Raw genomic sequence first — 26,678 nt, forward strand, 5'->3', positions numbered from 1 at the left:
GCTCGGCCGGCGCCGCCACGGGGGCGGCCGGCGCCTCGACGGCGCTCGGCACCGCCTGCGCCATGGCTGCGAAGGGCACGAGCGGCCCCGTGGCGCTGAGAAGCGCGGCGAGGACCAGCCGGGGGGCGATGCGATCTGTCATGAATCCGTTCGTCGTCAACACGATGGCCAGGTTCCATAGCTGAAATAAGGCAAGGTGTCGCAACGCGGGATTAACGGGCCCGCGCGATCGCCGCCGTGAGGCTTTCCGGCAACGCGATCGGCCGCCGGCTGGCGGCATCCACATAGACATGGACGAAATGGCCATGGGCGAGGGTCGTCTCGCCGCCCTGCGCGAAGATGCCGATCTCGTAGCGCTGGCTCGACCTGCCAGCCTCGGCGAAGGCGAGGCCTGCCTCCAGCGGCGCGGGGTAGCTGGCGGGGGCGAAATAGGAGCAGCGCGTGTCGACGACGAGGCCCATCCACGGCCCGGTCACCGGCACCAAGCCGGCCTCGGCGATGAGGAAGGCGTTCACCACCGTGTCGAAATAGGAATAATAGACGACATTGTTGACGTGGCCGTACTGGTCATTGTCCGACCAGCGCGTCTGGATCGGCGAGAACCAGGTGAAGTCGCTCCGCAGGCGGGGCGTCGGGCGAGGCGGGACGACGGTCATCGGCAGGGGCTTTCTCGAGGGAGAAGTGGCATCGGCAGGCTAGGCGAGGAGCGCCGCCGGATCGAGGGGGCGGATGTCCGGCTCGACCCAGGCCAGCCGCGCTTGCGGCGACAGCAGGCACTCCCGCGTCCAGAAGGTGAAAACGCCGTCCTTGGCGCCGAAGGGGCCGGCGACATAGGCATTGACCCGGCCGGCGAGATCAGCCGGAGCGCCGGCCTTGAGGAACCGGGCGGCGGACCAGACGAAATACACCGTCACCGTCTCGTGATAGCCGCGCATGGCGTCGTTGACCCTGCCGCCGGCGAGATTATAGGCCTTGATCCCCTCGCGGAGCAGGACCCGCGCCGCCGTCTCGCCATAGGTCGCCACGTGCCAGAGGCCGGTGGCGAGGTGGGCCTGGTGCGACCAGTCGGCGAAGGGCAGGGTGCGCGCCCGGAAGGCCTCGACGATAGCGAGGATAGCGGCGTCCGAGCCGAAGGGCGGGAAGCTGCGCGCCGGTGTGTCCATGGCCATGGAAGGCCCCCTGCAGTGTCAGTGCCGGCCGCCCGGCCGGGAGAAGACGAAGATCCGCGCCATCGCGAAATTGGCGACGAAGGCGAGGCCGATGGGCACGATCGCGGCGAGCGACAGGGGGAGATAGCGCACCGCGAAGAGAAAGCTGACGACCTCGATGGCAAGCCCCACCGTGCCGGAGGCGACGAAGCGCAGATAGGTCGGCCAGGTCAGTCGCCGGCCGCTCTCGGCGGAAAAGGTGAAGAGCGTGTTGAACAGGTAGGAGTTCGACACCGCCACCGCCCAGCCCAGCGCCTTGGCGAGGCCGAGGGCCGGGTCGCTCGCGGCAAGGCCGAGGGGGGTGAGCGCCAGCACGGTCACGCCGACGGTGATCGCATAGTTGACGAAGCCGTTGCCGACGCCGATCACGCCGAAGGACAGCATCTTGCGGCCTTCGCGCATCAGGGCGGCGGTGCGGCCGGCGGGCGGGTTCTGTTGTCCGTCATTCATCACAGCGCCGTCGTCTACACGCTTTTGCACCATGAAACAGCCGGCACGCGGTGACCATGATCTGCAATCGCCCTTCACGGCGGCGTGAACTCGGCTATCATGATCCCAGTTTCAGGAGCGGTCCCCGGGCCGTCGGCACATGATCATCAGCGACAGGCGTGTCATCGCCTTTCCCGGCGCCGAGACGCCGCCCTTCGGCCTCACCATCGTGGTGCCGGCCTATAACGAAGCCGAGGCTCTCCCTCACACCCATGCCAAGCTGACGGCCTTCGCCCGCAAGCTCAGGGAACAGCGGGGCCTTGCGGTCGAGATCCTCTATGTCGACGACGGCTCGCGCGACGGTACGCTGGCGGTGGCCGAAAGTCTCAAACCCGACGGCGCCGATGTCCAGGTCATCGGTTTCTCGCGCAATTTCGGCAAGGAGGCGGCCCTCCTCGCCGGCCTCGACAATGCCCGCTTCGGTGCCGTGATCTTCATGGATGCGGACGGCCAGCATCCGACCGCGGTGGCCGAGACGCTCGTGTCGCGCTGGCTCGACGAGGGCTATGACGTCGTCTTCACCTACAAGGCCCATCGCCGCGACGAGCCGCGCCTGCGCACCATGTTCGTCAACGCGTTCTACGGCCTGGTCAATGCCGGCGTCCGCCACAAGATTCCGGCCGATGCCGGTGACTTCCGCCTGCTGTCGCCGCGGGCCGCTGCGGCCCTGCGCCGCCTCCCCGAGCGCGGCCGCTTCTTCAAGGGCCTGTCGAGCTGGGTCGGCTTCCGCCAGATCGGCATCCCCTACGAGCCGGACGCCCGCGAACAGGGCGAGGCCAAGTGGAGCTTCTGGGGTCTCCTCGCCTTTTCGATCGAGGGCCTGACCTCGTTCTCGATCGTGCCGCTGCGGCTCGCCAGCCTTCTCGGCGCGCTGCTGGCCGCGCTCGCCTTCTGCTACGGCCTGTTCATCGTCGGCGAGACCATCATCAACGGCCGGGGCGTGCCGGGCTATCCCTCGGTCTTCGTGGCGGTCACCTTCATCGGCGGCGTCCAGCTGCTGATGATCGGCGTCCTCGGCGAATACATCGGCAAGATCCTCTCGGAACTGAAGGGACGGCCGGTCTATCTCGTCGCCGAGCAGAGCCTGAAACGTGCCGCCGACCAGGCCGCGACCACCGACGCCCCGGGCCCGCTCGCCCAGGGCGACTGAGCGCGGACCCGCCCGATGAAGCGCCTGATCCTCTGCGCCGATGACTATGCGCTGGCGCCGGGGGTCTCGCGCGCCATCCGTGAACTGGCGGCCGCCGGGCGCCTGAACGCCACCTCGGTGATGACGCCGGGACCGGACCTCGCCGCCGAGGCGCAACGGCTGATTGCGGTCGCGCCGCCCGGGTTCCAGATCGGCCTGCATCTAACGCTCACCGGAGGGCTGACGCCCCTCACGGCGCCGCGTCTGGCCATGGCGGAGGGCATCGGTTCGCTCCTGATGCGATCGCATCTGCGCCGGCTCGATCGCGCCGAAGTCGCCGCCGAGATCGCGGCGCAGATGCGGGCCTTCATCGCCGCCTTCGGCGCGCCGCCCGCCTTTGTCGACGGGCATCAGCACGCCCATCTCCTGCCCGGCATCCGCGACCTCGTCGTGGCCGCGGCGGAGCGCCATGCGCCGGGCGCATGGATCCGCCAGTGCAGCGGGCCGGGCGGCGCCGGGACGGGCCTCAAGGGGCAGGTCATCGCCGGCCTGTCGCGGGGCCTGCGCCGCCTCCTTGCGCGTCACGGCGTGCCGACCAACCCGGCCTTTTCCGGCGCCTACGACTTCCGCCAGGCCTCCAATTTCGCTGCCATTTTCCCGACTTTCCTCACACGGTTGCCGGATGCCGCTCTCGTCATGGTCCATCCCGGCCATGTCGACGAGGCGCTGAGGGGGGTCGATCCGGTCCATGAGCCTCGCGCCCACGAATATACCTATCTCGCCGGCGACGCCTTCCCGGCCGATCTGGCGACGGCCGGCTTCGTGCTCGCCTGAGCCTGCCTCGCTTCTGCAATTTCCTGTTGCGAATGATTTGCAGGTAATCGAGAGTAGATTACGAATCACCGTCGGGACATTGTCGTGCGGTCGCCCCTGCCATTGGGAGCGCCGGGGCGGGTTCCGGCGAGGGGATCACCGGGGGCAGGACATGAATCGCATCGCCGCAGCGGCCGTGGCCGCATCGCTCTTCGCCCTGCCCGCCATGGCGGCCGATGTCGGTCGCCCGCAGGCCGGCGCGCCGGCGAGCGAGGCCGCCGGGCCCGATGACGCCTATGGCTTTCTCGACGGCACCGGCGTCGGCAGCCCCGGCGACCGCGGGCTGACCTCCGAGATCACCGCCCGCTTCGGTAAATTCGATGGCCGTTACACCGGCATCAATACCAAACTCGAGGCCGGCTGGACGCCGGTCCAGCGCCTGCAGGTCTCGCTGGCGGTGTGGGCGGCCTATCACGACATCCGCAACAACACCGTTCCCGGCTATCCGAATCAGAACCGCTTCGGCTTCGACGGCATCGCCGGACAGGTGCGCTACCAATTGAAGGAGCGCGGCGCGTCGCCCTTCGATCCCGGCCTCACCGTCGGCCTGGAACTGCGCTGGGGCCGCTTCTCCGAGGGGCTCGGCATCTCCGCCGAGCGTTTCGCCGCCACCTTCAAGATCGCCGCCGATGCCGCGCTGATCGGCGACCGGCTCTACGGCTCCGTCAACCTCAATATCGGCCCGGGCACCGAGCGCCCGCGCGGCGCGCTCGGCTATGCCAACGATTCCAGTCTCGAGCTCGGCGGTGCCCTGGCCTGGCGGCTGGGCGAGGGCAGCAGCACCTTCGTCGGCGGCAATCTGCGCTATGTCGCCGCCTATGGCGGCGCTTTCCTCAACCAGTGGGGCGGCCATGCCGTGCTCGTCGGTCCGACCCTCTTCCACAAGATCGGCGATGTCGGCCCGCTGAAGGACACCTTCGTCTCGCTCGCCTGGAACGCCCAGGTCTGGGGCAGGGCGGCGGGCGCCGCCACCGGCGGCCTCGACCTCGTCAATTTCGAGCGCCACCAGGTGCGTGTGAAGCTCGGCGGCGCCTTCTGAGCGCCGGGCGGCCCGGCCGCCGTGCACAGCCGCCGTGCACAGCCGCGTGAGCGGGCCTGCCGGGCGCTTCCGTCTGCGCCATGGATCGGCCATAACTCGCGCTGACAAGGCAAGGCCATGGCACGTTTCTTCTTCAACCGCAGGGCACCGGATCCGGAGACGGCGGACGCGTCGCGCCGCCTGACAACCCTCGTCCGCGAGATCCTTCACCTAACGGAAGATGACGGCGTGACCGTCAGCGAGATCGCCTGTTCCCATCCCGAATGCGGCGATGCCGAAACCGTCATCCTCATCATGCGCGTCGGACGCCGCACCGAAGCGGTGAAGGTGCTGAAGGCCATGCGCCTCGTCACTGAGGAGGAGTTGCGCCAGGCGCTTGCCGGCGCGCCCTCCGATGCGCTGTCCTGACATGGCTCTTCCCATGCCGCGGGGCGTGTGATTCATGAGGACGCGCGCCGGGGGGATCGTTACTCGCCCAGGGTTGCCCACACTCTTCCGCACGGCCTTTCCCTTTCCGACCAGCCCCGGGGTTCCCTCATGCTTCCCATCGCCATAGCAGCAGGATCGGCCGGCCTCGCGCTGGCGGTGGCGAGGCTCGTCGGATGGGTCGACCTGCCGCCCTATGTGTTCATCCTGACGATGGTCGCCGCCGTCGTCGCCTGGCTGTCGCGGCCGACATCGACGCTCATCCGGGCGATCATCGGCTTCCTCGTCGTCTGGCACCTCGTCTCGCTCGCCATCCTGCTCGCCAACGAAGCCGGCCTGATCTCCGAGGCTCTCGGCCCCTATCTGCCGACGCGGGCCAGCATCCTCCTGTCGGTGATCTTCGCCCTCGGCGTCTATGGCCTGAGCTTCGTCGGCACGATCCGCCAGATCACCAATCTCGCAGATCCCTTCTTCGAGACGCGTGACGTCGGCACCATCGAGCTGCCCTTTGGCATCGCCTTCCGCCTGCAGGAACGCTACATCGCGCATGCCCTGCTCTACCTGCTGCTGGTCATCAACATCGCCCAGGTTCTTGCGACGGTGCTGCTCAACCAGTGGAACAACCGCTTCTACACCGCGCTCCAGCAGCGCGCCGAGGCGACGTTCTGGGTCGAACTGCAATATTTCACTATCGTCGCCTTTCTCTGGGTGATCCTCGCCGTCTATGAACTCTATCTCACCCAGTTCACGCAGATGCGCTGGCGCCGCTGGATGACCGCCAGGCTGACGGGCCACTGGCTCGACGACGGCGGTCATTATCGCATGCGCCTGCAGGGGAACCAGGCCGACAACCCCGACCAGCGCATCGCCGAGGACGTCAGGCTGTTCACCGACAACACGCTCGGCCTGATGATCCGCTTCTTCTCGGCGATCCTGTCGCTCTATGCCTTCGTGCTCATCCTCTGGGGCCTGTCGGCGAGCTTCAAATACAACGTGCTCGGCATCGACCTCGAATCGATCCCCGGCTACCTCGTCTATGCCGCCCTCTTCGTCGCCATCTTCGGCACGGTCTGCGCCCATCTCATCGGCCGCAAGCTGATCGGCATCAACTTCCTGCGCCAGCGCTACGAGGCGGACTTCCGTTATGCGCTTGTGCGCGTGCGCGAGAACGACGAGCAGATCGCCCTTCTCAAGGGCGAGAATGCCGAGGCCCAGGGCCTGACGCGTCGCTTCGGCAACGTCGTGTCGAACTGGTTCGACTACATGAAATACACCAAGCGGCTCACCTGGTTCACGACCTTCGTCAACCAGGCCTCGGTGATCTTTCCCTTCATCCTGCTGGCGCCGGCCTATTTCTCCGGCGCGGTGCAGCTCGGCGCCCTGACCCAGACGGCCGGCGCCTTCGGCCGGGTGGAATCGGCCCTTCTCATCTTCACCAACCTCTATGCCTCGCTGGCCGACTACAAGTCGGTGATCGATCGCCTCACCGGGTTCGAGAAGTCGGCCGACGGCGCGAGGGCGAAGCCGGCGACGGCCATCGACACTGTCCGCGACGGCGACCGTCTGCAGCTCGCCAACCTCGCCGTGACCCTGCCGGATGGCCAGCAACTCGTCTCCGCCCCCGACCTCACCGTCAATGCCGGTGAACGCGTGCTGGTCACCGGTCCGTCGGGCTCGGGCAAGTCGACGCTGTTCCGCGCCATTGCCGGCATCTGGCCGCATGGATCGGGCACCGTCGTCTCGCCCGCGGGGGCCGACATCATGCTGCTGCCACAGCGGCCCTATTTCCCGGTGGCGACGCTGCGCGACGCGGTTACCTACCCAGCCGAGCGCGGCGCCTATACCGATGCCGCGATCGTCGAGGCTCTGGAGGCAATGAACCTCTCGGCGCTGGCCACCCGCCTCGACGAGGAGGCCGCCTGGCACCAGATCCTGTCGGGCGGCGAGCAGCAGCGACTGGCCCTCGCCCGCGCGCTGCTGTGCAAGCCGGACTGGCTCTTCCTCGACGAGGCGACCGCTGCCATCGACGAGACCGGTGAGGCCGCCCTCTACAAGGCGCTGTGCGACCGGTTGCCGAATTCCACCATCGTGTCGATCGGCCACCGCTCGACGCTGGTGAACTTCCACGACCGCCGCATCCATCTGGTCAAGGACGAGACGGGTCTCCACGTCGCCGGCGACGCGCCGCTGATGGCGCTGGTCAAGGCCTGAGGCGGGGTCAGAAGGCCGGCTCGAAGGTCACCGTGCCGCGCACGCCGGTGAAGGTCATGCCGCGCGCGCCGTGCGGCCGCCAGCGGGTCGCGCCCTGGATCGCCCAGAAGATGGCGCGCTCCTGCCGGTCGACCTCGCCACCGCACTTCCGCTCGATGAAGTTCAGCGGTCCGAAGCGGATGTCGCTCGGGCCGGCATTGCGGCGGTAGTCGGCGCTGACCGGGTTGCAGCCGCCGAAGCCGGTCATCCGGAGGCCCGGCGTGAAGGTGAAGGCCGGCCGGTCGTTGGCCACCGGCCGCCGGCCGTTGACCGACACCACAGCGAGGCGCAACCCGACAGGAAAGCTGTGGAACAGCATGACCTCGGCGCGGGTCGGCTGGCGCTGGCGCTGCGGCTCCTGCCGGCGCTGGGCTTCGGCGGCCGCTGTGGCGGTGATGAGGGCCGCCGCCGCCAGGGACGCGACGATCGCAGGACGTGTTGGGGTCATGCCCCCGGTTTAGGCAGATGGAGCCGGCGGTTCAACCCCGGCCCCGACATCAGCCGGCCTGCTGAAGCCCTTCGCGCGCCCAGCTCTCCCGCTTTCGGTAGATGGTGGACGGGCTGATCTCGAGGGCGGCGGCGGCCCGTGACAGGTTGCCGTCGAAGGCGGCGAGCGCTTCCTCGATGATCCGCCGTTCCTGCACCCAGAACGGCTCTACCGACGGCCTGAGGTCGCCGACCGTCGACGTTGCCGGCGCGGTGCCTGCCGCCGCGGGCTGCGAGCCATGGGCGAGCGCCAGGGGCAGCATGGGCGCCGTCACGTGTTCGCCGTCATGCATGACGACGAGGCGGCGGATGACGTTCTGCAACTGCCGGACATTGCCCGGCCAGGAATAGCGGGCGACGATCTGTGCTGCCGCCGGGTCGAAGCCGCGGAAATGCCGGCCCTCTTCCGCCGAGAAGCGGCCGAGGAAGGCCTCCGCCAGGCAGAGCACGTCGTCGCCGCGCCGCCGGAGCGGCGGCAGATGGATCGGCAGCACGCAGAGCCGGTAATAGAGGTCCTCGCGGAACCGTCCCGCAGCGACATCGGCCCGCGGGTCGCGGTTGGTGGCGCAGACGAAGCGCACGTCGACCTCGCGGGTGCGCGTGTCGCCGACGCGCCGCATCTCGCCGGTCTGGATGAATCGCAGCAGCTTGGTCTGCAGGGCGAGATCCATCTCGCAGATCTCGTCGAGGAACAGCGTCCCGCCATCGGCGAGTTCGGCGGCACCCGCGCGGTCTTCGGTCGCCCCGGTGAAGGCGCCCTTCACATGGCCGAAGATCTCGCTCTCCATCAGGTCCTTCGGGATGGCGCCGCAGTTCAGCGCCACGAAGCGCGTGGCGGGCCGGCCGGAATGGGTGTGGATGGCCTGGGCAGTGACCTCCTTGCCCGTGCCGCTCTCGCCGGTGACAAAGACCGGCGCCTTCGAGGGGCCGATGCGGCGGATCTGCTCGTAGACCTCTGTCATCGCAGCGGAGGCGCCGATGAAGCCCTCGAAATCGGTGGCGTCGCGCCCGCCGGTCCGGCGCGGCCTCGCCGGAGCGCGCTCGGCCTCGATCAGCTTGCCGACGCGCCGGACGAGGTCCGGCCCCGACACCGGCTTGCCGGCGACGTCGCTGGCGCCGGCGCGCATGGCCTCGACGGCGAAGCCGAGGGAGACGCGGGCGCTGGTGGCGAGGATCGGGCCTTCATAGCCGGCGAAGCGGAGGGCCTCGATATCGCCGGCATGGGGGGCGTCGGCGCCGTCCATCGAGACAATCACCAGGTCTGGATCGCGCTGGTCGAGGATCTCCAGCCCGTCGTCGATGGTCTCCGCCGCGCGGCAATCGACCTCGGAAGCCAGCGCCTGGCCGGCCATGCGCCGGAAGGCCGGATCGGCATCGATGATCAGGACGAGACGCCGGACATGCCGGGGCGCGGGCTCTTCTGGGCCCTGGAAAGGCATCATGGCCGGGCGACCCCTCACGCGGACCGAACTTCAATGCGGCCACTCTCCACGATCAGGGTAAACGCGGCGTTTCCAATCCCTTGCCAAATCGGCCGGATGGCGTCCCGAAACGGAACGGGCCCGCATGAGCGGGCCCGTCAAATGTCGAGAGGATCTGAGGATTTCAGAGCCGGCCGCCCTCGCCGCGGCCCGGGCCGCCCTGATGGCGCTCCCAATGGCCACCGCGACCATGGCCGCCGTGGCCCTCGCCGCCCCAGCCGCCGCCACCGCCACCCATCATCATCCGGCCGCCGCGCTGCATCATGCGGTCGACGCGGCGCTTCTGGCCCTCGTCGAGCGAGGCATAGAGCGGACCCGCCGCATCGGCGAGCTTGCGCATGGACGCGGCGTTCTCGCCCATGCGGTCGGCCATGGTGCGCAGGCGCTGCACCGGATCCGGGCGGGCGGCGGCATCACGGTTCTCGCGCATGTCGCGCCGGCGCTGCATCTGCTCCGTCATGCGCTGGCTACGCTGGGTAGCGGCCTCGCGCATCGCCGTTTCCAGCGCCGGCCAGTGCCGCTCCTGCTCGCTATTGAGGCGGAGCATGGCCTTGAAGCCGGCGATCCGCGCATCCGTCATGGCGGCGCGATCCTCGGGGCTCATCTGCATCATGCGGCCCGGGCCGCCGCGATAGCCTTCACCACCGGGGCCCGCCTCCGCGTTGGGGCCGCGCGGCCCGCCGGGACCCGGCTGGGCAAGGGCGACGGCGCCGATCGCCATGCTGGCCGCGACGCCGGCGGCAATGATCAACTTCTTCATGGGAGAGTCTCCTCGTGGGGTTGCCCCAGTTCGATGAGGAGAAAATACGCCACTGCGGCCGATGGACCGAGTTAAACTTCGTTCATGTGGGCGGAGGCTTCGGTGCGGTCGCCGTGCCGAACTCGGAGAAGAGCTTCTCGAGCTGGATGAATTGCTGCTCCTGGACCTCGCGGCCGGCCTCGAACATGCGGCCCATCGTGGCGGTCCAGGTATCGGCCGCCTGCTGGCCCATCGTGCGTGCCCCGGCCGTCTCGGCCTGAGGTGCCTGCGGGTTCATGGCGGCGGCGAGCAGTGGATTGGCGGCCTGCATCTGGCGGGCGATCTCCATCATCTGCTCGAGGCCCGGCATGCCCGGCATTGCAGCCGGTTTGGGGGCCGCCGCCGGCCCGAAGAAATTGGTGAACATGCCCATCATGCCGCCCATCGGGTCGGCGGCGGCCGTCGCCTGCGGCGGCATCATCCGGGTGATCATGGCGGTTAACATCTCGCCGAGCGGGTTTTGCCCGCTCATCGCGCCCTTCATCAGGCCGCCCATCAGGAGCGAGGCCATCATCGGCATGACCTGCCGCATCGCCTCCTGCTGCATGCCGGTCGCCACCGCCGTCTGCTGGGCGATGGCCTGGGTGAGTTCGGGCGTGCCGAAGATACGGGTCAGGGCCTGCTGACCGGCCGCCATCATCGTCTGGCCCGCCTGCATGGGCTGCTCGAACATCTGGGCATAGTTGGTGCCCGTCGTGTAAAGGCCGAAGAGATTGGCCATGTCGGCGGGCGACTGCGTCGCGCGGTTGAGACCCAGCGAGAAGGCCGGCAAAAGGGCGTCCATCGCCGTCCTGACCTGCTGTGGTGCCATCCCGAACTGGCCGGCGAACTGGTCGAAGCCCTGCTTTGCCTGCGCCTGGGCGAGGATGTCGGCGAGGTTGAACATCGATGGCTCCCCCCGGGGTCGATTCCCGCCCCGTTAGCCGCCCATCTAATCACGGCGCCCGGCCAGCGTCACGACCCCGCTGTGGCGCCCTTGCCCGAGGTGAAGGGCGACAGCCCGCTCGCCGGCCCGGTCGCCGCCGGCGGATCGCCGGGCGGGCGGGTGGATATCCGGTCGATGACACGGAAGCAGATGACCATGGACAGGATGCCGAACAGGATGCCGCCGGCGGCCTGGCCGGCGATGATTCCCTGCGCGCCCATCTCGGGGCCGGCGATCCAGGCCCCTGCCATGGCGAAGGGCACGGTACCCACCGTCGCCCGCGCCCAGTTCAGCGCCGTCGAATAGGTCGGGAAGCCGAGATTGTTGAAGGCGGCATTGCCGACGAAAACCGCACCGTTGAAGGCCCACCCGAGCGAGGCATAGACGCAGAAGAAGGCGATGACCGCGGCGGAAGTTCCGGTGGCGTCAAAGAGTCGGACGACATGGGGCGACAGCATGAGCAGCGCCAGCCAGACCGCGACGCCGTAGAGGCTGAGGAAGACCAGAGCATCCACCAGGGTTTGCCGGACGCGACCGAACTGCCGGGCCCCGACATTCTGACCCATGATCGGCCCGACCGATCCGGACAGGGCGAAATAGGCCCCGAAGGCCACCGGCACGAGGCGGCCGAGCACCGCCCAGCCGGCGACCGCCCCGTCGCCGTAGCGGGCGATCATCGCGGTGACGATGCCGTTGCCGACGGGCGTCGCGATATTGGTCAGCACCGCCGGCACGGCGATGGCGGCGATCGGCCTGATGTCGCCGAGGACATCCGCCAGGACGGGCCGGGCGGTCAGCCGATGCACCAGCGTGACGCCACGGAAGCCCATATAGGCCATGGCGCAGCGCGAGATGATCGAGGTCACGGCCGCTCCGTCGACGCCGAGACCGAGCGCGAAGATGAAGACCGGATCGAGGATGGCCGTCACGACCCCGCCGGTCAGCGTCACCCACATGGCGCGCTTGGCGTCGCCGATGGCGCGCAGGATCGCCGCATACATCATGCCGAGGCCGAGAAAGGCCGTGGCCGGCACCACCATCCAGAGAAAACGGTCGGCGATGGCGAGGGTGCGGCCGGTTGCCCCGAGTGAGGAGAGCAGGAAGCCGGATACGGGCAGCATCATCGCCGACAGGATCGCCATCGACAGCGCCATGCCGATGAGGCTGGACGTCGCCAGCCGCCGCGCTTTCTCCCGGTCGCCGGCCCCCAGCGCCCGCGATACCAGCGCGGTTCCGGCGATCGACAGGCCGATAGCGAAGGAGGTCAGGAAGAACAGGACCGTGCCGGCATAGCCGATGGCGGCGGCCAGCTCCTGCTCGCCGAGCTGGGCGATGTAGAACAGGTTGAGGAGGTCGACCATGAAGACGGCCATCAGACCGACTGACCCGGTGAGGGTCATGACGATCACGTGGCGCATGGTGGAGCCCTGCGTGAACTTGCCCGGCATGCGGGCCGGGGCGACGACTGTCATCCCGAGAACCTCGTCTCGTCCGCCAGCACGTCCTCGGCTTCCGGGTTGAGGGCCTTCGCCTTGCGGGCCGGCTCGACCAGCGGCGCCGGCGTGACACGCTGCTGGTGCATGAGGTGCCGGCCGGCCTGGATGCCCTCATGCATCTGCAGTTCCAGCCGCGCCGCATCGCGCTTGCGCAGGTCGGCCATCGTCTGGGCGGCGATCTCGCGGTCGATGCCGAGCGCGACGAGAGCCTCGCGCCCGAAGACCAGGGCGCTCTCCAGCACCTCGCGGATCTCGTAGTCGACGCCCTCTTCCCTGAGCTTGATCGTGTGCTGCCGGTCGAAGGCGCGCACGAACAGCTTGGCGAACGGGAACTCGGCCTTGATCAGCTCGACGATCTTGTCGGAGGCCTCCTGCTTGTCGACGCAGACGCAGATCAGCCGGGCGGTGCCCGCACCGGCAGCACGCAGCACGTCGAGGCGGGTGCCGTCGCCGTAATAGATGCGGAACCCGAACGTGCCGGCCGCCTGGATCATCTCGACATTGTTGTCGATGATGGTGACCTCCGCCCGCTCCGACAGCAGCGCCTGCGACGCCAGTTGACCGAAACGGCCGAAGCCGATCATCAGCACCTCGCCGGTGAGGCCGTCGGCGACCTCCACCCCGTCGAGCGAGGGAGCCTTGGGCGCCGCGATGAGGAAGCGCAGGCCCATCAGCGCCAGCGGCGTCAGCACCATCGAGATGATGACGATGGCGGTCAGGGTAGCGTTGGCGCGGCCGTCGATGAGCCCCGTGCTGGTGGCGGCGGCATAGAGCACGAAGGCGAATTCGCCGCCCTGCGCCATCATCAGGGTGCGCTCCATGGCCTCGCTGTGGCCGGCGCGCGTGAGCCGGGCGACCGCGTAGATGCCGATGCCCTTGGCGATCATGTAGGCCGCCACATAGACGGCGATCAGCGCCCAGCTGGCCATGACCACCGACAGGTCGAGCGACATGCCGACCGCCATGAAGAACAGGCCGAGCAGGATGCCGCGGAACGGCTCGACATCGGCCTCCAGCTGGTGACGGAACGTGGACTCCGACAGCAGCACGCCGGCAAGGAAGGCGCCCATGGCCATGGACAGGCCGCCGAGCTGCAGGGCCAGGGCCGATCCGAGCACGACGAGCAGGGCCGCCGCGGTCATCACCTCGCGGGCGCCATAGGCGGCGAGGAAACGGAACAGCGGATTGAGGAGGTAGCGGCCGCCGACGATCAGCGCGGCGACCGATCCGACGCCGATGGCGACCGCGATCAGCCGCGAGGTCAGGTTACCGTCCTGCGCCCCGATGACGGTCGGCGCCAGGAAGGCGACGAGCGCCAGCAGCGGCACGATGGCGAGGTCCTCCAGCAGCAGGATGGAGACCATCTTCTGGCCGGGCGGCGTGTTGAGCTCGCCGCGTTCCTCCAGCGTCTGCATGACGATGGCGGTCGAGGTGAGGACGAAGCCGGCGGCGGCGACGAAGGACACGGCGAGGGGGAAACCACCGGCGAGACCCATCACGGTGAGGAGCCCGGTGCAGACGCCGACCTGCAGCAGGCCGAGCCCGAAGATCTGCCTGCGCAGGCTCCACAGCCGCGACGGCCGCATTTCGAGCCCGATGATGAAGAGGAACATCACGACGCCGAGTTCGGCGATATGCAGGATCGACGCAGGGTCCGAGATCAGGCGCAGGCCGAACGGGCCGATGGCGAGGCCAGCCGCGAGATAGCCGAGGATCGATCCGAGCCGCGCCCGGCGGAACAGCGGCACGGCGATCACCGCCGCGGCCAGCAGCGTGACGGCGGGAATCACGAAAGCGGTGGAGGAATGGGCGTCGGCCATGCGCTCGCGGGGGAAGGGGCGTGGAGGAGAGACAATAGCGTCAATCCGGCCCCGCATATCTAGGCGGCAATCTCGCGGACCGCATCCATGTGTTTTCACGCATGACGCAGCGTCAGCCGGCGACAGGGTGCCGGCCGCGGTGGCCTGGCGGATCTCAGCCCGTGCCGCCGACCGTGATCCGCTCCATCTTCAGCGTCGGCTGGCCGACGCCGACCGGCACCCACTGTCCCGCCTTGCCGCAGGTGCCGATGCCGGTGTCGAGGCTCATGTCGTCGCCCACCATGGTGACCCGCTTCATGTCGGCCGGCCCCGAGCCGATCAGCATCGCGCCCTTCACCGGCGCGCCGACCCGGCCGTTCTCGATCCGGTAGGCCTCGGTGCACTCGAAGACGTATTTGCCAGAGGTGATGTCCACCTGGCCGCCACCGAAGCTGACGGCATAGAGGCCGTTCTTCACGCTGGCGAGGATCTCGTCCTTGGTGTGGGACCCGCCGAGCATATAGGTGTTGGTCATGCGTGGCATCGGGACATGGGCATAGCTCTCGCGACGGCCATTGCCGGTGGCCGCGACGCCCATCAGGCGGGCGTTCTGCCGGTCCTGCATGTAGCCGACGAGGCGCCCGTCCTCGATCAGCACGGTGCGGTGCGAGGCCGTGCCCTCGTCGTCGATGGAGATCGAGCCGCGCCGGTCCGGGATCGTGCCGTCGTCGACGACGGTGACGCCCCTGGCCGCCACCATCTCGCCCATCAGCCCGGCGAAGGCGGACTGGCCCTTGCGGTTGAAGTCGCCCTCCAGGCCGTGGCCCACCGCCTCGTGCAGCATGACGCCGGGCCAGCCCGGGCCGAGCACGACGTCCATCTCGCCGGCGGGGGAGGGGATGCTCTCCAGGTTGATCAGTGCCTGGCGGATCGCCTCGTCGGCGGCATGTTTCCAGCGCCCCTCGGTGATGAAACCGGCATAGCCGGCACGCCCGCCGAAGCCGTGGCTGCCGGCCTCCTGGCGGTCGCCGGACCCGGCGACGACGGTGACGTTGAGGCGCACCAGCGGCCGCACGTCACGGAAGGTTTCGCCGTCGGGCCGGAGGATCTCGACCACCTGCCACGAGCCGGCCAGCGACACCGTCACCTGCCTGACCTTCGGATCGCGTGCCCGCGCATAAGCGTCGATCGTCTCCATCAGCTTCACCTTCTCGGCGAAGGCGGGCGCGTCCAGCGGGTTTGCGTCGGCATAGAGCCTGACATTGGAGCGGATGGGCCCGGCGGCCAGCGTGCCGGCATAGCCGCCGGCCACCGCCCTGACCGTCTCGGCCGCCCGCTTCAGCGCCGGTTCCGACACGTCGGAGGAATGGGCATAGCCCACCGCCTCGCCCTTCACGGCCCGCAGACCGAAGCCCTGGCCGTTGTCGGTGCCCGCCTGCTTCAGCCGACCGTTGTCGAAGAGCAGCGATTCCGACTGCTTGTATTCGATGAAGAGTTCGCCGTCGTCGGCGCCGGCCAGGGCGTCGTCGAGGATGGCGCGGGCCCTGGCCGGATCGAGGTCGGCGCGGGCGAAGAGGGACAGGTCGGCCATGGCGGCTCCGGCGCGAAGGAAAGAAGTCTGACCGGCTATCTAGTGTGCCGGTCGCCGCGACGCGAGCCCGTCGCCCTCAGGGCAGGGCGTCGAAGCCCGGCCTGAACCCGTTGAGCGAGACCGGCACGCCGATCCCCTCTTCCGGGGTCTGGAAGATGATGAAGGTCGCGGTCTGGCCGCCGGAGAGTTGTGCCAGCAGATTGTCGTCCATCACCACCTCGGCGACGCAGCCAGAGGGCAGGCAGCGCACGAAGCCGGCGCGGCCGACATCGGCACTGTCGATCTTCAGGCCGAGTCCGGAAGGCAGCAGCACGCCGAGCGGCGCCAGGACGCGCAGCAGGCGCGCCCTGCCGTCGGCCGTCTTCAGCGCGATCACGGTGAGCGCGACGTTGGGCCGGTCCTCGGCCGCCACGTTCTGCACCAGGGCGCATTGTTCGGAGCGCGAGCCCGGCGGCGTGTCGCAGCGTACCTGCCAGTCGCCATGGGTGGCGCGTACGGCGCCCTGGGCAAGGGCCGCGCCGCTGACCGCGACCAGCGCTAGCGCGGCGAAGGCTGTGCCCAAGAGGCCGCGGCGCAGGGCCGTCCTCGGCAGTCGCGGCGATGTCGGCATGGTCATCCGTGGGGCTCCGGAGCTCGGGGCACGATCTGTGGCGGGCGTCGCCAGGTCCGCTGACCCGGTGAACGAATCGCCGCCGACGCGCAGCGGGGACGACGGAACCGCGAGGGACCATTCTCGCGCAATGGTGTCAAGATTATGCAGGAGCGAACGTCCGGCCATGTCGATTTCACAGGAGACGACCGCCTTTCGGCCAATTCCTAAGCCTGTCTCCGGAGTTTATAAACGCTTCAGGCTGCAGGCGGTCCCGAAGGCTCGAAAAGCTCTCAACGGTCGCATTGCGAGCATGGCGTTTTTGTGTTTCAAGGGGCCGGCAAAACCCTCAGCTGAGCCGCTTGTGAGACGCATTGATCGGAGATGCGTCCCCGGTCGTACAGGAGAGGTAGCTGAAAGCCCCGACGTGCGGTCAACCGATCCGCCGGGACTGCGAGCGACAACAGAGACAGGGTCGATGTCCGGCGATTTTCGGCCCTTGGCTACGGAGCGGAAGAACATGGGTTTGGCGATGCGGAACGGCGCGCCGGCGGCTCGGGGCGGAAAAACCGCTCTTGGAGCACGTGTGTCGGGTGCCTTGGCGGTTCTGGCTGCGATGGCGGCCTCGGGGTCGGCTATGGCGCAACAAGGCCTCGGGCAACCGGTGCCGGGGGGGCTGGCCTTCCAGGAGTCCGCCTCTCCGGTCATGGATTTCATCCAGTGGTTCCATAACTGGCTGCTGCTGCCGATCATCACGATCATCAGCATCTTCGTGGCCGGCCTGCTCCTCTGGTGCATCTACCGCTACTCCGAGAAGCGCAACCCGAAGCCCTCGACGACCACCCACCATGTCGGGCTCGAAGTGGCCTGGACGGTCATTCCGGTGCTGATCCTGATCATCATCGCCATCCCGTCGTTCCGCCTGCTCTATCAGCAGCAGGTGATCCCGCGCGCCGACATGACGATCAAGGCGACGGGCTCGAGCTGGCGCTGGTCCTACGATTATCCCGACCACGGCAACTTCAACTTCGTCTCTACCATGCAGACGGATGCCGAGCGCCAGCAGCGCATCCGGGCCGGCGCCCCCGCCAATGAGGTGCCGCGCCTGCTCGCCGTCGACAACGAGGTCGTGGTTCCCATCAACAAGGTGATCCGCGTCCAGGTGACGTCCTCTGACGTGCTGCACGCCTTCGCCGTGCCGTCCTTCGGCGTCAAGATCGACGCTGTGCCGGGACGCCTGAACGAGACCTGGTTCCGCGCCACCCGCGAAGGAATCTATTTCGGCCAGTGCTCCGAGCTGTGCGGCAAGGATCACGCCTTCATGCCGATCGCCGTGCGCGTCGTCTCGGAACAGGCGTTCGCGACCTGGGTCGAGGATGCGAAGCGTCGCTTCGCTTCGGCCGACCGGGCGACGACCGTCGCCGCCAACGATATCCCCGCGGCGCGCTGACGCGCCGCCCCCGAGACGATACCTGTCGAGGATCGACCCCATCATGGCAAACGCTCACGCGACCGCCGGTCACGACCATCACGACGACCACGCCATTCCCACGGGTTGGCGCCGCTACGTCTATTCGACGAACCACAAGGACATCGGCACGATGTACCTGATCTTCGCGATCATCGCGGGGCTCATCGGGTTCGCTCTCTCCATCGGCATCCGCATCGAGCTGATGGAGCCGGGGATGCAGATTTTCACCAATCCCCACACTTTCAACGTCTTCACCACCGGCCACGGCCTGATCATGATCTTTTTCATGGTCATGCCAGCGCTGATCGGCGGTTTCGCCAACTGGTTCGTCCCGATCATGATCGGCGCGCCGGACATGGCCTTCCCGCGGATGAACAACATCTCGTTCTGGCTGCTGCCGCCGGCCTTCGCACTGCTGCTGATCTCCCTCTTCGTCGAGGGCCCGACCGGCTCCAACGGCTTCGGTGGTGGCTGGACGGCCTATCCGCCGCTGTCGTCGAAGATGGGCCACCCCGGCCCGGCCATGGATTTCGCGATCCTGTCGCTGCATATCGCCGGCGCCTCGTCGATCCTCGGCGCGATCAACTTCATCACCACCATCTTCAACATGCGCGCCCCCGGCATGACGCTGCACAAGATGCCGCTCTTCGCCTGGTCGGTCCTCGTCACGGCCTTCCTGCTGCTGCTGTCGCTGCCCGTCCTCGCCGGCGCCATCACCATGCTGCTGACGGACCGCAATTTCGGCACGACCTTCTTCGATCCGGCCGGCGGCGGTGACCCGATCCTCTACCAGCACCTGTTCTGGTTCTTCGGTCACCCCGAGGTCTACATCCTGATCCTGCCGGCCTTTGGCATCGTCAGCCACATCATCTCGACCTTCTCGAAGAAGCCCGTCTTCGGCTATCTCGGCATGGCCTATGCCATGGTCGCGATCGGCGTCGTCGGCTTCATCGTCTGGGCGCACCATATGTACACGGCCGGCCTGTCGGTCACGACCCAGGCCTATTTCGTCGCCGCCACCATGGTCATCGCGGTGCCGACCGGCGTGAAGGTCTTCTCCTGGATCGCCACCATGTGGGGTGGTTCGATCCGCATGACGACCCCGATGCTCTGGGCCGTCGGCTTCATCTTCCTCTTCACCGTCGGTGGCGTCACCGGCGTCGTCCTCGCCAATGCCGGCGTCGACCGCGCTCTCCACGACACCTATTACGTCGTCGCGCACTTCAACTACGTGCTGTCGCTCGGCGCCGTCTTCGCCATCTTCGCCGGCTGGTACTACTGGTTCCCGAAGATGTTCGGCTACATGTACTCCGAGTTCATCGGCAAGCTGCACTTCTGGGTGACGTTCGTCGGCGTCAACCTGGTGTTCTTCCCGCAGCACTTCCTCGGACTGCAGGGCATGCCGCGCCGCTACGTCGACTATCCCGACGCCTTCGCGATGTGGAACTACGTGTCGTCGGTCGGCTCCTATGTCGCCGCCGTCGGCGTGGTCATCTTCCTCGGCGGCGTCGTCCATGCCTTCGTCCGCAAGGAAGCCGCAGGCGAGAATCCGTGGGGAGAGGGTGCGACCACCCTGGAATGGACCCTGTCCTCGCCGCCGCCCTTCCACCAGTTCGAGCAGCTTCCGCGGATCCGCTGAAGCGCTCGTCGCCATGAAGCCCGGAGCATGACGCCCCGGGCTTCGGCTCCGGACAGGGATGACCGTCATCCCGCCAAACCCTCGAGACCGTTTTGTCCCTCGTCGACGACACTGCGAGCATGAACCGCTCCGCCCTGGTCAGCCAGGCCGAGCCGCGGGACTTCATTGCCCTCCTGAAGCCGCGGGTCATGTCGCTCGTCGTCTTCACGGCTTTGACCGGGATCGTCATCGCGCCGGTCGGCGTGCATCCGGTGCTGGCGGCGATCAGCCTCCTGTGCATCGCGGTCGGTGCCGGCGCCTCCGGCGCCTTGAACATGTGGTACGACGCCGACATCGATGCGCTCATGGGCCGGACCGCCACGCGGCCCATCCCCTCCGGCCGCGTCACGCCGGGCGAGGCGCTCGCCTTCGGTCTGGTGCTGTCGGTGCTGTCGGTCCTCGTGCTCGGCCTCGTCGCCAACTGGCTCGCCGCCGGCCTGCTCGCCTTCACGATCTTCTTCTACGCCGTCGTCTACACGATGTGGCTGAAGCGCTGGACGCCGCAGAACATCGTCATCGGCGGTGCTGCCGGCGCCTTTCCGCCGATGATCGGCTGGGCCGCCGTCACCGGGTCCATCTCGCTCGAATCCTTCGTGCTCTTCCTCATCATCTTCATCTGGACGCCGCCCCATTTCTGGGCGCTGGCGCTGATCAAGTCGGAAGATTACGCGCGCGCCGGCGTTCCGATGCTCCCCGTCGCCTGCGGCGAAGCGGAGACGCGCCGCCAGATCCTGCTCTATACGCTTGTCCTCGCCCCCGTCGGCATGGCGCCCTGGTTCCTCGGCTTCGCCGGGCTCACCTACGGGCTGGTCGCGGCGGCCGGTGGCCTCGGCATGATCTGGCTCGCCATCGAAATCTATCGTCGCCGGGAAGGCGCGCCGGCCCGCAAGGCGTCCGGTCGCATGTTCGCCTTCTCGATCCTCTATCTGTTCGCGCTCTTCGCCGTGCTCCTCGTCGAGCAGGGCGTCCTGGCGCGGATCCTCTGAGGAGGCACCACCATGGTCGACCATCCCACCGAAGCCGGCATCGTGCTGACGCCCGAGGAAAAACGCCGCCAACGTCAACGCAACCTCGCCATCGCTTTTGCCCTGGCCGGGCTCTGCGTGATCTTCTGGGTCGTCACCATCGTCAAAGGGGCCGCTATTCTCCAGCGGCCGATGTGAGGCGCATATGAGCGATATGCCCGTCGAGATCTCCCCCCGCGCCCGCGACTGGAAGCGCGACATCAAGGTCGCTCTGTCGGCCTTCGCCTTCGGCGCGGCGATGTTCGGCGCCGCCTATGCCGCCGTTCCGCTCTATGACCTGTTCTGCCGCGTCACCGGTTTCGGCGGCACGACGATGCGTGCCGAAAGGCCCGCCGACCGCGTCATCGATCACCCCGTCGACATCCGCTTCGATTCGAATATCGGCGCCGGACTGCCCTGGCGCTTCCAGGTCGATACCACCCGCCATTCGATCAAGGCGGGCGAGACCCATACGATGACCTACCGGGTCACCAACATGGCGGACGTGCCGGTCACCGGCATGGCGACCTACAACGTCGCCCCCTATGAGACGGGCCGCTTCTTCAACAAGCTTGAATGTTTCTGCTTCACCGAGCAGACGCTCGCCCCTGGCGAGTCGCGCGAGTTTACCGTCGTCTATTTCGTCGATCCCGCGATCGTCGATGATCCGTCGGCGCGCACTGCCAACACGATCACGCTGAGCTATACCTTCTACCGTCAGAATCAGCCGCCGAGGCCCGTCGCTCAGAGCGCCGCGCCGACGCCTGTTTCGCGGTCCAACTGATTGACCGCCGTGACGGGATACCGTCACGGAGAGCCATACGGAGACTTCAATGGCCGAGGCCCACGCCAAGCAGCAGCACGACTACCACCTGGTGCCCCTGAGCCCCTGGCCGTTCATCGGCTCGATGTCGGCCTTCGTCATGGCCGTCGGCGCGGTCATGTGGATGAAGGCCATGCCGCTCGCCGGGCTCCAGCTCGGCTGGGTGCTCTTCTCCGCCGGCCTCATCGGCGTTCTCTACACGATGTTCGGCTGGTGGTCGGACGTCATCCGCGAGGGTCAGGAAGGCCATCACACCCGCGTCGTGTCGCTGCACCTGCGCTACGGCATGATCATGTTCATCGCCTCGGAGGTGATGTTCTTCGTCGCCTGGTTCTGGGCCTACTTCGACGCCGCCTTCTTCCCCGGCGAGGCTATCCAGTACCAGCGCACCGAGCTGACCGGTGGTCACTGGCCGCCGAAGGGCATCGCGACCTTCAATCCGCTGCAGCTCCCCCTGCTTGGCACCCTGGTTCTGCTGCTGTCGGGCACGACGGTCACCGCCGCGCATCACTACATCGTCACCGGCGAGCGCGAGCAGGCCAAGATGTACCTGTGGTTCACGGTCGTCCTCGGCGTCCTCTTCACCTGCCTCCAGATCTACGAGTACACCCACGCCTATTTCAGCTTCTCCGGCAACATCTACGGCGCCACCTTCTTCATGGCGACCGGCTTCCACGGCTTCCATGTCGTCGTCGGCACCATCTTCCTGCTGGTCTGCGTGTTGCGCCTCTACCGGGAAACCCACCTGACCCCGGAGAAGCATTTCGGCTTCGAATCGGCGGCCTGGTACTGGCACTTCGTCGACGTGGTCTGGCTGTTCCTCTTCGCCGCGATCTATGTCTGGGGCCATGACTGGGCGGGCCGCGCGCTCGCCGGCGCGGCCGGCCATTGATCGTCCGGCTTCGGACCTGACCTCAAAAGGGCGGCTTCGGCCGCCCTTTTCCGTGGGCGGGGCGGTCCGTTCCGGTCACGGGCTTGTCATGTGTCTCTACGGGGCGATCCATGGCTCAATGCCGTTCGGGAACCCGCGATGATGGTGGTGCGATGCCGATGACACGACGGATGTTCACGACGGCCCTGTCGGCCCTCGCCGCGCCGGCGCTGCTGCCTTCGGCGGCGCAGGCCGCCGTTCCGGTCGAGCGCGCCTATCGCCACGTCCTGGCCAACGGCCTCGAGGTCGTCGCAATCCCCGATCACCGCGTACCGGTGGTCACCCACATGCTCTGGTACAAGGTCGGCTCGGCCGACGAGGAGCCGGGCAAGTCCGGCCTCGCCCATTTTCTCGAGCACCTGTTGTTCAAGGGAACGACCCGCAACCCGGCGCCGGTCTTCTCGCGGGCCATCTCGGCAGCAGGCGGCCAGGAGAACGCCTTCACCTCCTACGACTATACCGGCTATTTCCAGCGCATCGCCCGCGAGCAACTGCCGGTCATGATGGACTTCGAGGCCGACCGCATGACCGGCCTCGTGCTCACCGACGCCGTCGTCCTGCCCGAGCGCGACGTGGTCCTCGAGGAGCGCCGCCAGCGCATCGACAACGAGCCGGGCGCGCGCCTCGGCGAGCGGATGCAGGCCCGCCTCTGGGGCGAGACCCACCCCTACGGCATCCCGATCATCGGCTTCGAGCACGAGATCCGGCAGCTCAATCTCGATGATGCGATGGCCTTCTACCGCCGCCATTACGCGCCGAACAATGCCATCCTCGTGGTCGCTGGCGACGTCAGCTCCGACACCGTCTTCCGGCTCGCCGCCGAGACCTACGGCCGGATGGACGCCAATCCGCGCATCGTGGCCCGCACCCGGCCGCCGGCGATCGCCCGCACGACGCGCGAAAGGGTGCGTCTCGCCGACCAGCGTGTCCGGCAGCCGAGCCTGAGCCACACCCACGTCGTCCCGTCCTACCGTTCGGCGAGGCCCGGTGAGGCCGAGGCCCTCGAGGTGCTCGCCCAGGTGGTCGGGACCTCGCCCAATGGCCGGATCTACAAGACGCTCGTCTCCGACAGGGAGATGGCGGTCAGCGCCGGCTGCTTCTATGCCGGTTCCGCCCTCGGCGACGGCCGGTTCGGCATGCACGCCGCGCCGCGTCCCGGCGTCAGCATCGAGACGCTGGAGACGGCGATGCTGGAGGTCGCCGCGCGCGTCGCCGGAGAGGGGGTCCGTGACGACGAGATCGCCCGCGCCAAGACGCGGCTCATCGCCGAGTCGGTCTATTCGCAGGACAGCCAGGCCTCGATGGCCCGCATGTATGGCGCCGCCCTCACCAGCGGCTCCTCCATGGAAGACCTGCAGCAATGGGTGGAGCGCATCCGGGCTGTCAGCCGCGAGCAGATCAACGCCATGGCGCCGCGGGCCTTCGATTTCTCGCGCGCCGTCACGGGCGAGCTCGCGCGCGCGGAGCGCAGCTGATGCACCGCGCCCTTCAAGTCCTCGCCGCTGGAATCCTGATGATGACGCCCGCCCTGACAGCGACCGCCTCGGCCCGGACCGAGGCCCCCGCGAGCCAGGCGAGCCGCATCGAGCGCGTCGTCTCGCCCGGCGGTATCGAGGCCTGGCTCGTGCGCCAGACGCACCTGCCCGTCCTCGCCGTCTCCTTCGCCTTCCGGGGCGGCTCGGCACAGGATCTGCCCGGCCGCGAGGGCACCGCCAATCTGATGGCCGCCCTGCTCGACGAGGGCGCCGGCGACTTCGATTCGGAGGCCTTCAACGGCCGCCTGCAGGACCGCGCCATCGAGGTCAGCTTCTCCGCCAGCCGCGACCTCTTCTCGGGCTCGCTGCGCACGCTGACAGAGCACCGCGCCGAGGCCCTCGACCTGCTGCGGCTCGCCCTGACGCGCCCGCGCTTCGACACGGCGCCGCTGGAGCGCATGCGCCAGTCGGTGCTCGCTTCCGTCCGCCGCGCCTCGACCAATGCCGGCTCCATCGCCAGCGACACCTTCTGGGCGACGGCCTTTCCCGGCCATCCCTATGGCCGGCGCGGGGCCGGCACGCTCGATAGCGTCGGCGCCATCACCGCAGCCGATCTCTCCGGGCTCCATCGCCGCATGCTGGCGCGCGATCATCTGAAGGTCGCCGTGGTCGGCGATATCACCGCCGGTGAACTCGCCCCGCTGCTCGACATGGTCTTCGGCAGCCTGCCGGCGAAAGCCGATCTCACGCCCGTGCCCGAGGCCGTCATCGCCGGCACCGGCCAGCGACGGGTCATTCCGCTGGACGTGCCGCAGGCGACCATCTCCTTCGGCCTTCCCGGCTTGAAACGCGACGACCCGGACTTCATCCCCGCCTTCGTCGTCAACCACATCCTCGGCGGCGGCGGGTTTTCCTCGCGTCTCTACCAGGAGGTTCGCGAGAAGCGCGGTCTCGCCTATTCCGTCTCCTCCGGTCTCGCCGCCTTCGATGCGACGGGCCTCGTGACGGGCGGAACCTCGACGCGCAACGACCGCGCCGCGGAGAGCCTCGCCGTGATCACGTCGGAGTTGCAGCGTCTCGGCGCCGAGGGTCCGACCGACCTCGAACTGGAACAGGCCAAGCGCTACCTGATCGGCTCATGGGCGCTGCGCTTCGAGACGTCGACGCAGATCGCCTCCAACCTCATTCGCCTGCAGCTCGACGACCTTCCACCCGATTATCTCGACCGCCGCAACGGGCTCATCGATGCGCTCAGCATCGACGACGTCCGCCGCGTCGCGCGCCGGCTGTTCGGCGACCCGAAGTTGCTGGTCGTCGTGGTCGGCAAGCCCGAGGGAATGTGAGGGGCGCGCTCAGCGCCCCCGCAGCCGCTGGAACGCAAAGGCGCCGAAGACGCCGACGAGCGTCAGGGCGAGGCCGAACCAGGTCAGCGCATATTCGAAATGCCGGTTGGTGAAGACGAGCCGCGTTTCGCCGCCCACCGGCAGGCCACCCGGTACCGGCGCCGCATCGGCGTCGAGGGAGAAGGGCGCCGTAGCGGCGGCGTCGAGACCGAGCGTGCGGCCGATCCCGGCGGTGTCGCGTGTGTAGAAGGTCCGCCGCGCCGGATCGTCGGGTGCCGCCAGGGCGCCGCGCTCTTCGGGATAGCGGATCAGGCCGGTGACGCTGACGGACCCCTCCACCAGTCCGGCCGCGCGCGTGGCGGGATCGCGCCGGTCCGTCGGCACGAAGCCGCGGTTGACGATCACGGTATCGCCCTCAGCCGTCACCAGCGGCGTCAGGACGAAGAAGCCCTGTCCCCGCGGTCGTGTCGCGTCGGCCTGACGGCTGTCGCCCGCCACATGGTAGAGATAGGCCTCCGCGTCATGGCGGAAGCGGCCGGTGACGGTCACCCGGCGGTAGTCGTCGCGCGCGGCGCTCATGCGCGGCCAGGCGTCGCGCCCGGGAAGCGGGATGGCGGGCGCCCGCGTCCGCTGCTCGACCTGGGCGACCAGACCGTTCTTCCAGGCGAGCCGCGACATCTGCCAGGCGCCGAGGACGACGAGAATGGCCAGCGCCAGCAGGGCGGCGATGCCGGGGACGACGAGGGTTTTCAGCCGGCCGGTCATCGGCAGGGTCGAAACGGGAGCGGGGCTGTTGGATGTCGGGGTCATACAGCGCAGATAGGCGCTGCTTCACTCCCTGTCGAGGCGGCCCTCGCTTGCACCATGGCGATATTGCAGTGCGACCATCAGTCCCTTCATCGGCCGCAGCAGGCCGAGGCAGACGACCAGCACAAGCGGCCCGAAGATGACGGCGTGAACCCAGAAAGGCGGCGAATGGCGGACCTCCACCACCAACGCCAGTGCGCAGATGATGAACCCGGCGAACAGGATGACGAAGACCGCGGGGCCGTCGCCCGCATCGGCGAAGGCGAAGTCGAGATCACAGGCGCCGCAGCGGGGCCTCACCGTCAGGAAACCGTCGAAGAGATGGCCCTCGCCGCAGCGCGGACAGCGCCCGCGCAGACCGGTCGAAACGGCAGACTGCTCTTGGTAAAAGGTCATGGACGCTCCGGGACGACGCCACCCAAGCCTGCCAAGACCTTCGAACCAATTTCTAACCCTGTCTCGCATTGCAGGTCCGCGGCGCCAATGCTGCTAACTTTTCCCGGTCCTCCAGACGCCGCGTTAACTGCTTCTTCAACGCTGACAGGCATTTTCATACCGATCGCCGC

At 68.2% G+C, this 26,678-nt stretch carries 26 protein-coding genes; 13 read left to right on the plus strand and 13 right to left on the minus strand.

The genetic code is table 11. The features are described from left to right. Positions 1–212 precede the first annotated feature (212 nt). The 3 genes from Q8O26_RS18265 to Q8O26_RS18275 are packed head-to-tail and all read right to left on the minus strand — an operon-like array spanning position 213 to position 1,658. Positions 213–656, minus strand: a complete 444-nt coding sequence (locus tag Q8O26_RS18265) for a thioesterase family protein (RefSeq protein WP_305578206.1) — start codon at positions 654–656, stop codon at positions 213–215. Between the two features lie 39 nt (positions 657–695). After that, the gene (locus tag Q8O26_RS18270) at positions 696–1,169 is read right to left on the minus strand and encodes a hypothetical protein (protein ID WP_305578208.1); all 474 of its coding nucleotides are present in this window, start codon (positions 1,167–1,169) and stop codon (positions 696–698) included. 18 nt (positions 1,170–1,187) lie between these two features. Beyond that, entirely contained in the window at positions 1,188–1,658 is a 471-nt protein-coding gene (locus Q8O26_RS18275) for a GtrA family protein (RefSeq protein ID WP_305578210.1), read from the minus strand. A 139-nt stretch (positions 1,659–1,797) separates the two neighbouring features. Here Q8O26_RS18275 and Q8O26_RS18280 point away from each other — a divergent pair, with 139 nt between their 5' ends. The 5 genes from Q8O26_RS18280 to Q8O26_RS18300 all read left to right on the plus strand — a co-directional run bounded on the left by Q8O26_RS18280 (position 1,798) and on the right by Q8O26_RS18300 (position 7,375). Continuing rightward, positions 1,798–2,847 carry a glycosyltransferase family 2 protein gene (locus tag Q8O26_RS18280; protein ID WP_305578212.1) on the plus strand — a complete coding sequence of 350 codons (1,050 nt, stop codon included), beginning with the start codon at positions 1,798–1,800 and terminating at the stop codon, positions 2,845–2,847. Between the two features lie 15 nt (positions 2,848–2,862). Continuing rightward, positions 2,863–3,660, plus strand: a complete 798-nt coding sequence (locus Q8O26_RS18285; RefSeq protein WP_305578214.1) for a ChbG/HpnK family deacetylase — start codon at positions 2,863–2,865, stop codon at positions 3,658–3,660. 151 nt (positions 3,661–3,811) lie between these two features. Further along, entirely contained in the window at positions 3,812–4,738 is a 927-nt protein-coding gene (locus tag Q8O26_RS18290; RefSeq protein ID WP_305578216.1) for a hypothetical protein, read from the plus strand. A 117-nt stretch (positions 4,739–4,855) separates the two neighbouring features. Beyond that, a complete protein-coding gene (locus Q8O26_RS18295; RefSeq protein WP_305578218.1) occupies positions 4,856–5,146 on the plus strand; it encodes a hypothetical protein in 291 nt (96 codons plus the stop codon). 129 nt (positions 5,147–5,275) lie between these two features. Further along, positions 5,276–7,375, plus strand: coding sequence for an ABC transporter ATP-binding protein/permease (locus Q8O26_RS18300; RefSeq protein ID WP_305578221.1), 2,100 nt, complete (start codon positions 5,276–5,278; stop codon positions 7,373–7,375). A gap of 7 nt (positions 7,376–7,382) precedes the next feature. On the opposite strand, the gene Q8O26_RS18305 is transcribed toward Q8O26_RS18300, so the two are convergent. The 8 genes from Q8O26_RS18305 to Q8O26_RS18340 form a co-directional block, all read right to left on the minus strand. Then, entirely contained in the window at positions 7,383–7,862 is a 480-nt protein-coding gene (locus Q8O26_RS18305) for an META domain-containing protein (RefSeq protein WP_305578223.1), read from the minus strand. 49 nt (positions 7,863–7,911) lie between these two features. Further along, positions 7,912–9,342, minus strand: a complete 1,431-nt coding sequence (locus tag Q8O26_RS18310; RefSeq protein ID WP_305578225.1) for a sigma-54 dependent transcriptional regulator — start codon at positions 9,340–9,342, stop codon at positions 7,912–7,914. Positions 9,343–9,505: 163 nt separating this feature from the next. Next, entirely contained in the window at positions 9,506–10,141 is a 636-nt protein-coding gene (locus Q8O26_RS18315) for a Spy/CpxP family protein refolding chaperone (RefSeq protein ID WP_305578227.1), read from the minus strand. An 82-nt stretch (positions 10,142–10,223) separates the two neighbouring features. After that, entirely contained in the window at positions 10,224–11,066 is an 843-nt protein-coding gene (locus Q8O26_RS18320) for a DUF937 domain-containing protein (RefSeq protein ID WP_305578229.1), read from the minus strand. 68 nt (positions 11,067–11,134) lie between these two features. Further along, a complete protein-coding gene (locus tag Q8O26_RS18325; RefSeq protein ID WP_305578231.1) occupies positions 11,135–12,577 on the minus strand; it encodes an MATE family efflux transporter in 1,443 nt (480 codons plus the stop codon). After that, entirely contained in the window at positions 12,574–14,421 is a 1,848-nt protein-coding gene (locus tag Q8O26_RS18330; RefSeq protein WP_305578233.1) for a monovalent cation:proton antiporter-2 (CPA2) family protein, read from the minus strand. The genes Q8O26_RS18325 and Q8O26_RS18330 overlap by 4 nt, the downstream gene beginning before the upstream one ends. A gap of 154 nt (positions 14,422–14,575) precedes the next feature. Beyond that, entirely contained in the window at positions 14,576–15,991 is a 1,416-nt protein-coding gene (gene tldD, locus Q8O26_RS18335) for a metalloprotease TldD (protein WP_305578235.1), read from the minus strand. Positions 15,992–16,067: 76 nt separating this feature from the next. After that, entirely contained in the window at positions 16,068–16,601 is a 534-nt protein-coding gene (locus Q8O26_RS18340; RefSeq protein ID WP_305578294.1) for an invasion associated locus B family protein, read from the minus strand. Positions 16,602–17,112: 511 nt separating this feature from the next. Between Q8O26_RS18340 and coxB the strand changes: the two genes are divergently transcribed. The 8 genes from coxB (at position 17,113) to Q8O26_RS18380 (ending at position 25,305) form a co-directional block, all read left to right on the plus strand. Continuing rightward, positions 17,113–18,030, plus strand: a complete 918-nt coding sequence (gene coxB, locus Q8O26_RS18345) for a cytochrome c oxidase subunit II (RefSeq protein WP_371134605.1) — start codon at positions 17,113–17,115, stop codon at positions 18,028–18,030. A 43-nt stretch (positions 18,031–18,073) separates the two neighbouring features. Continuing rightward, positions 18,074–19,690: a cytochrome c oxidase subunit I gene (ctaD, locus tag Q8O26_RS18350; RefSeq protein ID WP_305578237.1), complete on the plus strand. Its 1,617-nt coding sequence runs from the start codon at positions 18,074–18,076 to the stop codon at positions 19,688–19,690. A 119-nt stretch (positions 19,691–19,809) separates the two neighbouring features. Next, positions 19,810–20,715 (plus strand): heme o synthase, encoded by a 906-nt coding sequence (locus tag Q8O26_RS18355; RefSeq protein ID WP_305578240.1) that lies wholly within the window; start codon positions 19,810–19,812, stop codon positions 20,713–20,715. Between the two features lie 12 nt (positions 20,716–20,727). Continuing rightward, positions 20,728–20,892, plus strand: coding sequence for a CoxF protein (locus Q8O26_RS18360; RefSeq protein WP_305578241.1), 165 nt, complete (start codon positions 20,728–20,730; stop codon positions 20,890–20,892). Between the two features lie 7 nt (positions 20,893–20,899). Next, positions 20,900–21,517 carry a cytochrome c oxidase assembly protein gene (locus tag Q8O26_RS18365; protein WP_305578243.1) on the plus strand — a complete coding sequence of 206 codons (618 nt, stop codon included), beginning with the start codon at positions 20,900–20,902 and terminating at the stop codon, positions 21,515–21,517. Between the two features lie 49 nt (positions 21,518–21,566). Continuing rightward, entirely contained in the window at positions 21,567–22,448 is an 882-nt protein-coding gene (locus Q8O26_RS18370) for a cytochrome c oxidase subunit 3 (protein ID WP_305578245.1), read from the plus strand. A gap of 170 nt (positions 22,449–22,618) precedes the next feature. Next, on the plus strand, positions 22,619–23,962 hold the full coding sequence (locus Q8O26_RS18375; protein ID WP_305578247.1) for a pitrilysin family protein: 1,344 nt from the start codon (positions 22,619–22,621) through the stop codon (positions 23,960–23,962). Beyond that, the gene (locus tag Q8O26_RS18380) at positions 23,962–25,305 is read left to right on the plus strand and encodes a pitrilysin family protein (protein WP_305578249.1); all 1,344 of its coding nucleotides are present in this window, start codon (positions 23,962–23,964) and stop codon (positions 25,303–25,305) included. Before Q8O26_RS18375 ends, Q8O26_RS18380 begins: the two co-directional genes overlap by 1 nt. Before the next feature lie 9 nt (positions 25,306–25,314). Here the strand turns inward: Q8O26_RS18380 and Q8O26_RS18385 are convergent, their stop codons facing one another. Both Q8O26_RS18385 and Q8O26_RS18390 read right to left on the minus strand, forming a co-directional pair. Next, on the minus strand, positions 25,315–26,115 hold the full coding sequence (locus tag Q8O26_RS18385; protein WP_305578251.1) for an SURF1 family protein: 801 nt from the start codon (positions 26,113–26,115) through the stop codon (positions 25,315–25,317). Positions 26,116–26,136: 21 nt separating this feature from the next. After that, the gene (locus Q8O26_RS18390) at positions 26,137–26,508 is read right to left on the minus strand and encodes a DUF983 domain-containing protein (protein WP_305578253.1); all 372 of its coding nucleotides are present in this window, start codon (positions 26,506–26,508) and stop codon (positions 26,137–26,139) included. Positions 26,509–26,678: the final 170 nt, after the last annotated feature.

The organism is Phreatobacter sp. (genome assembly GCF_030691135.1).
Lineage (GTDB): Bacteria > Pseudomonadota > Alphaproteobacteria > Rhizobiales > Phreatobacteraceae > Phreatobacter.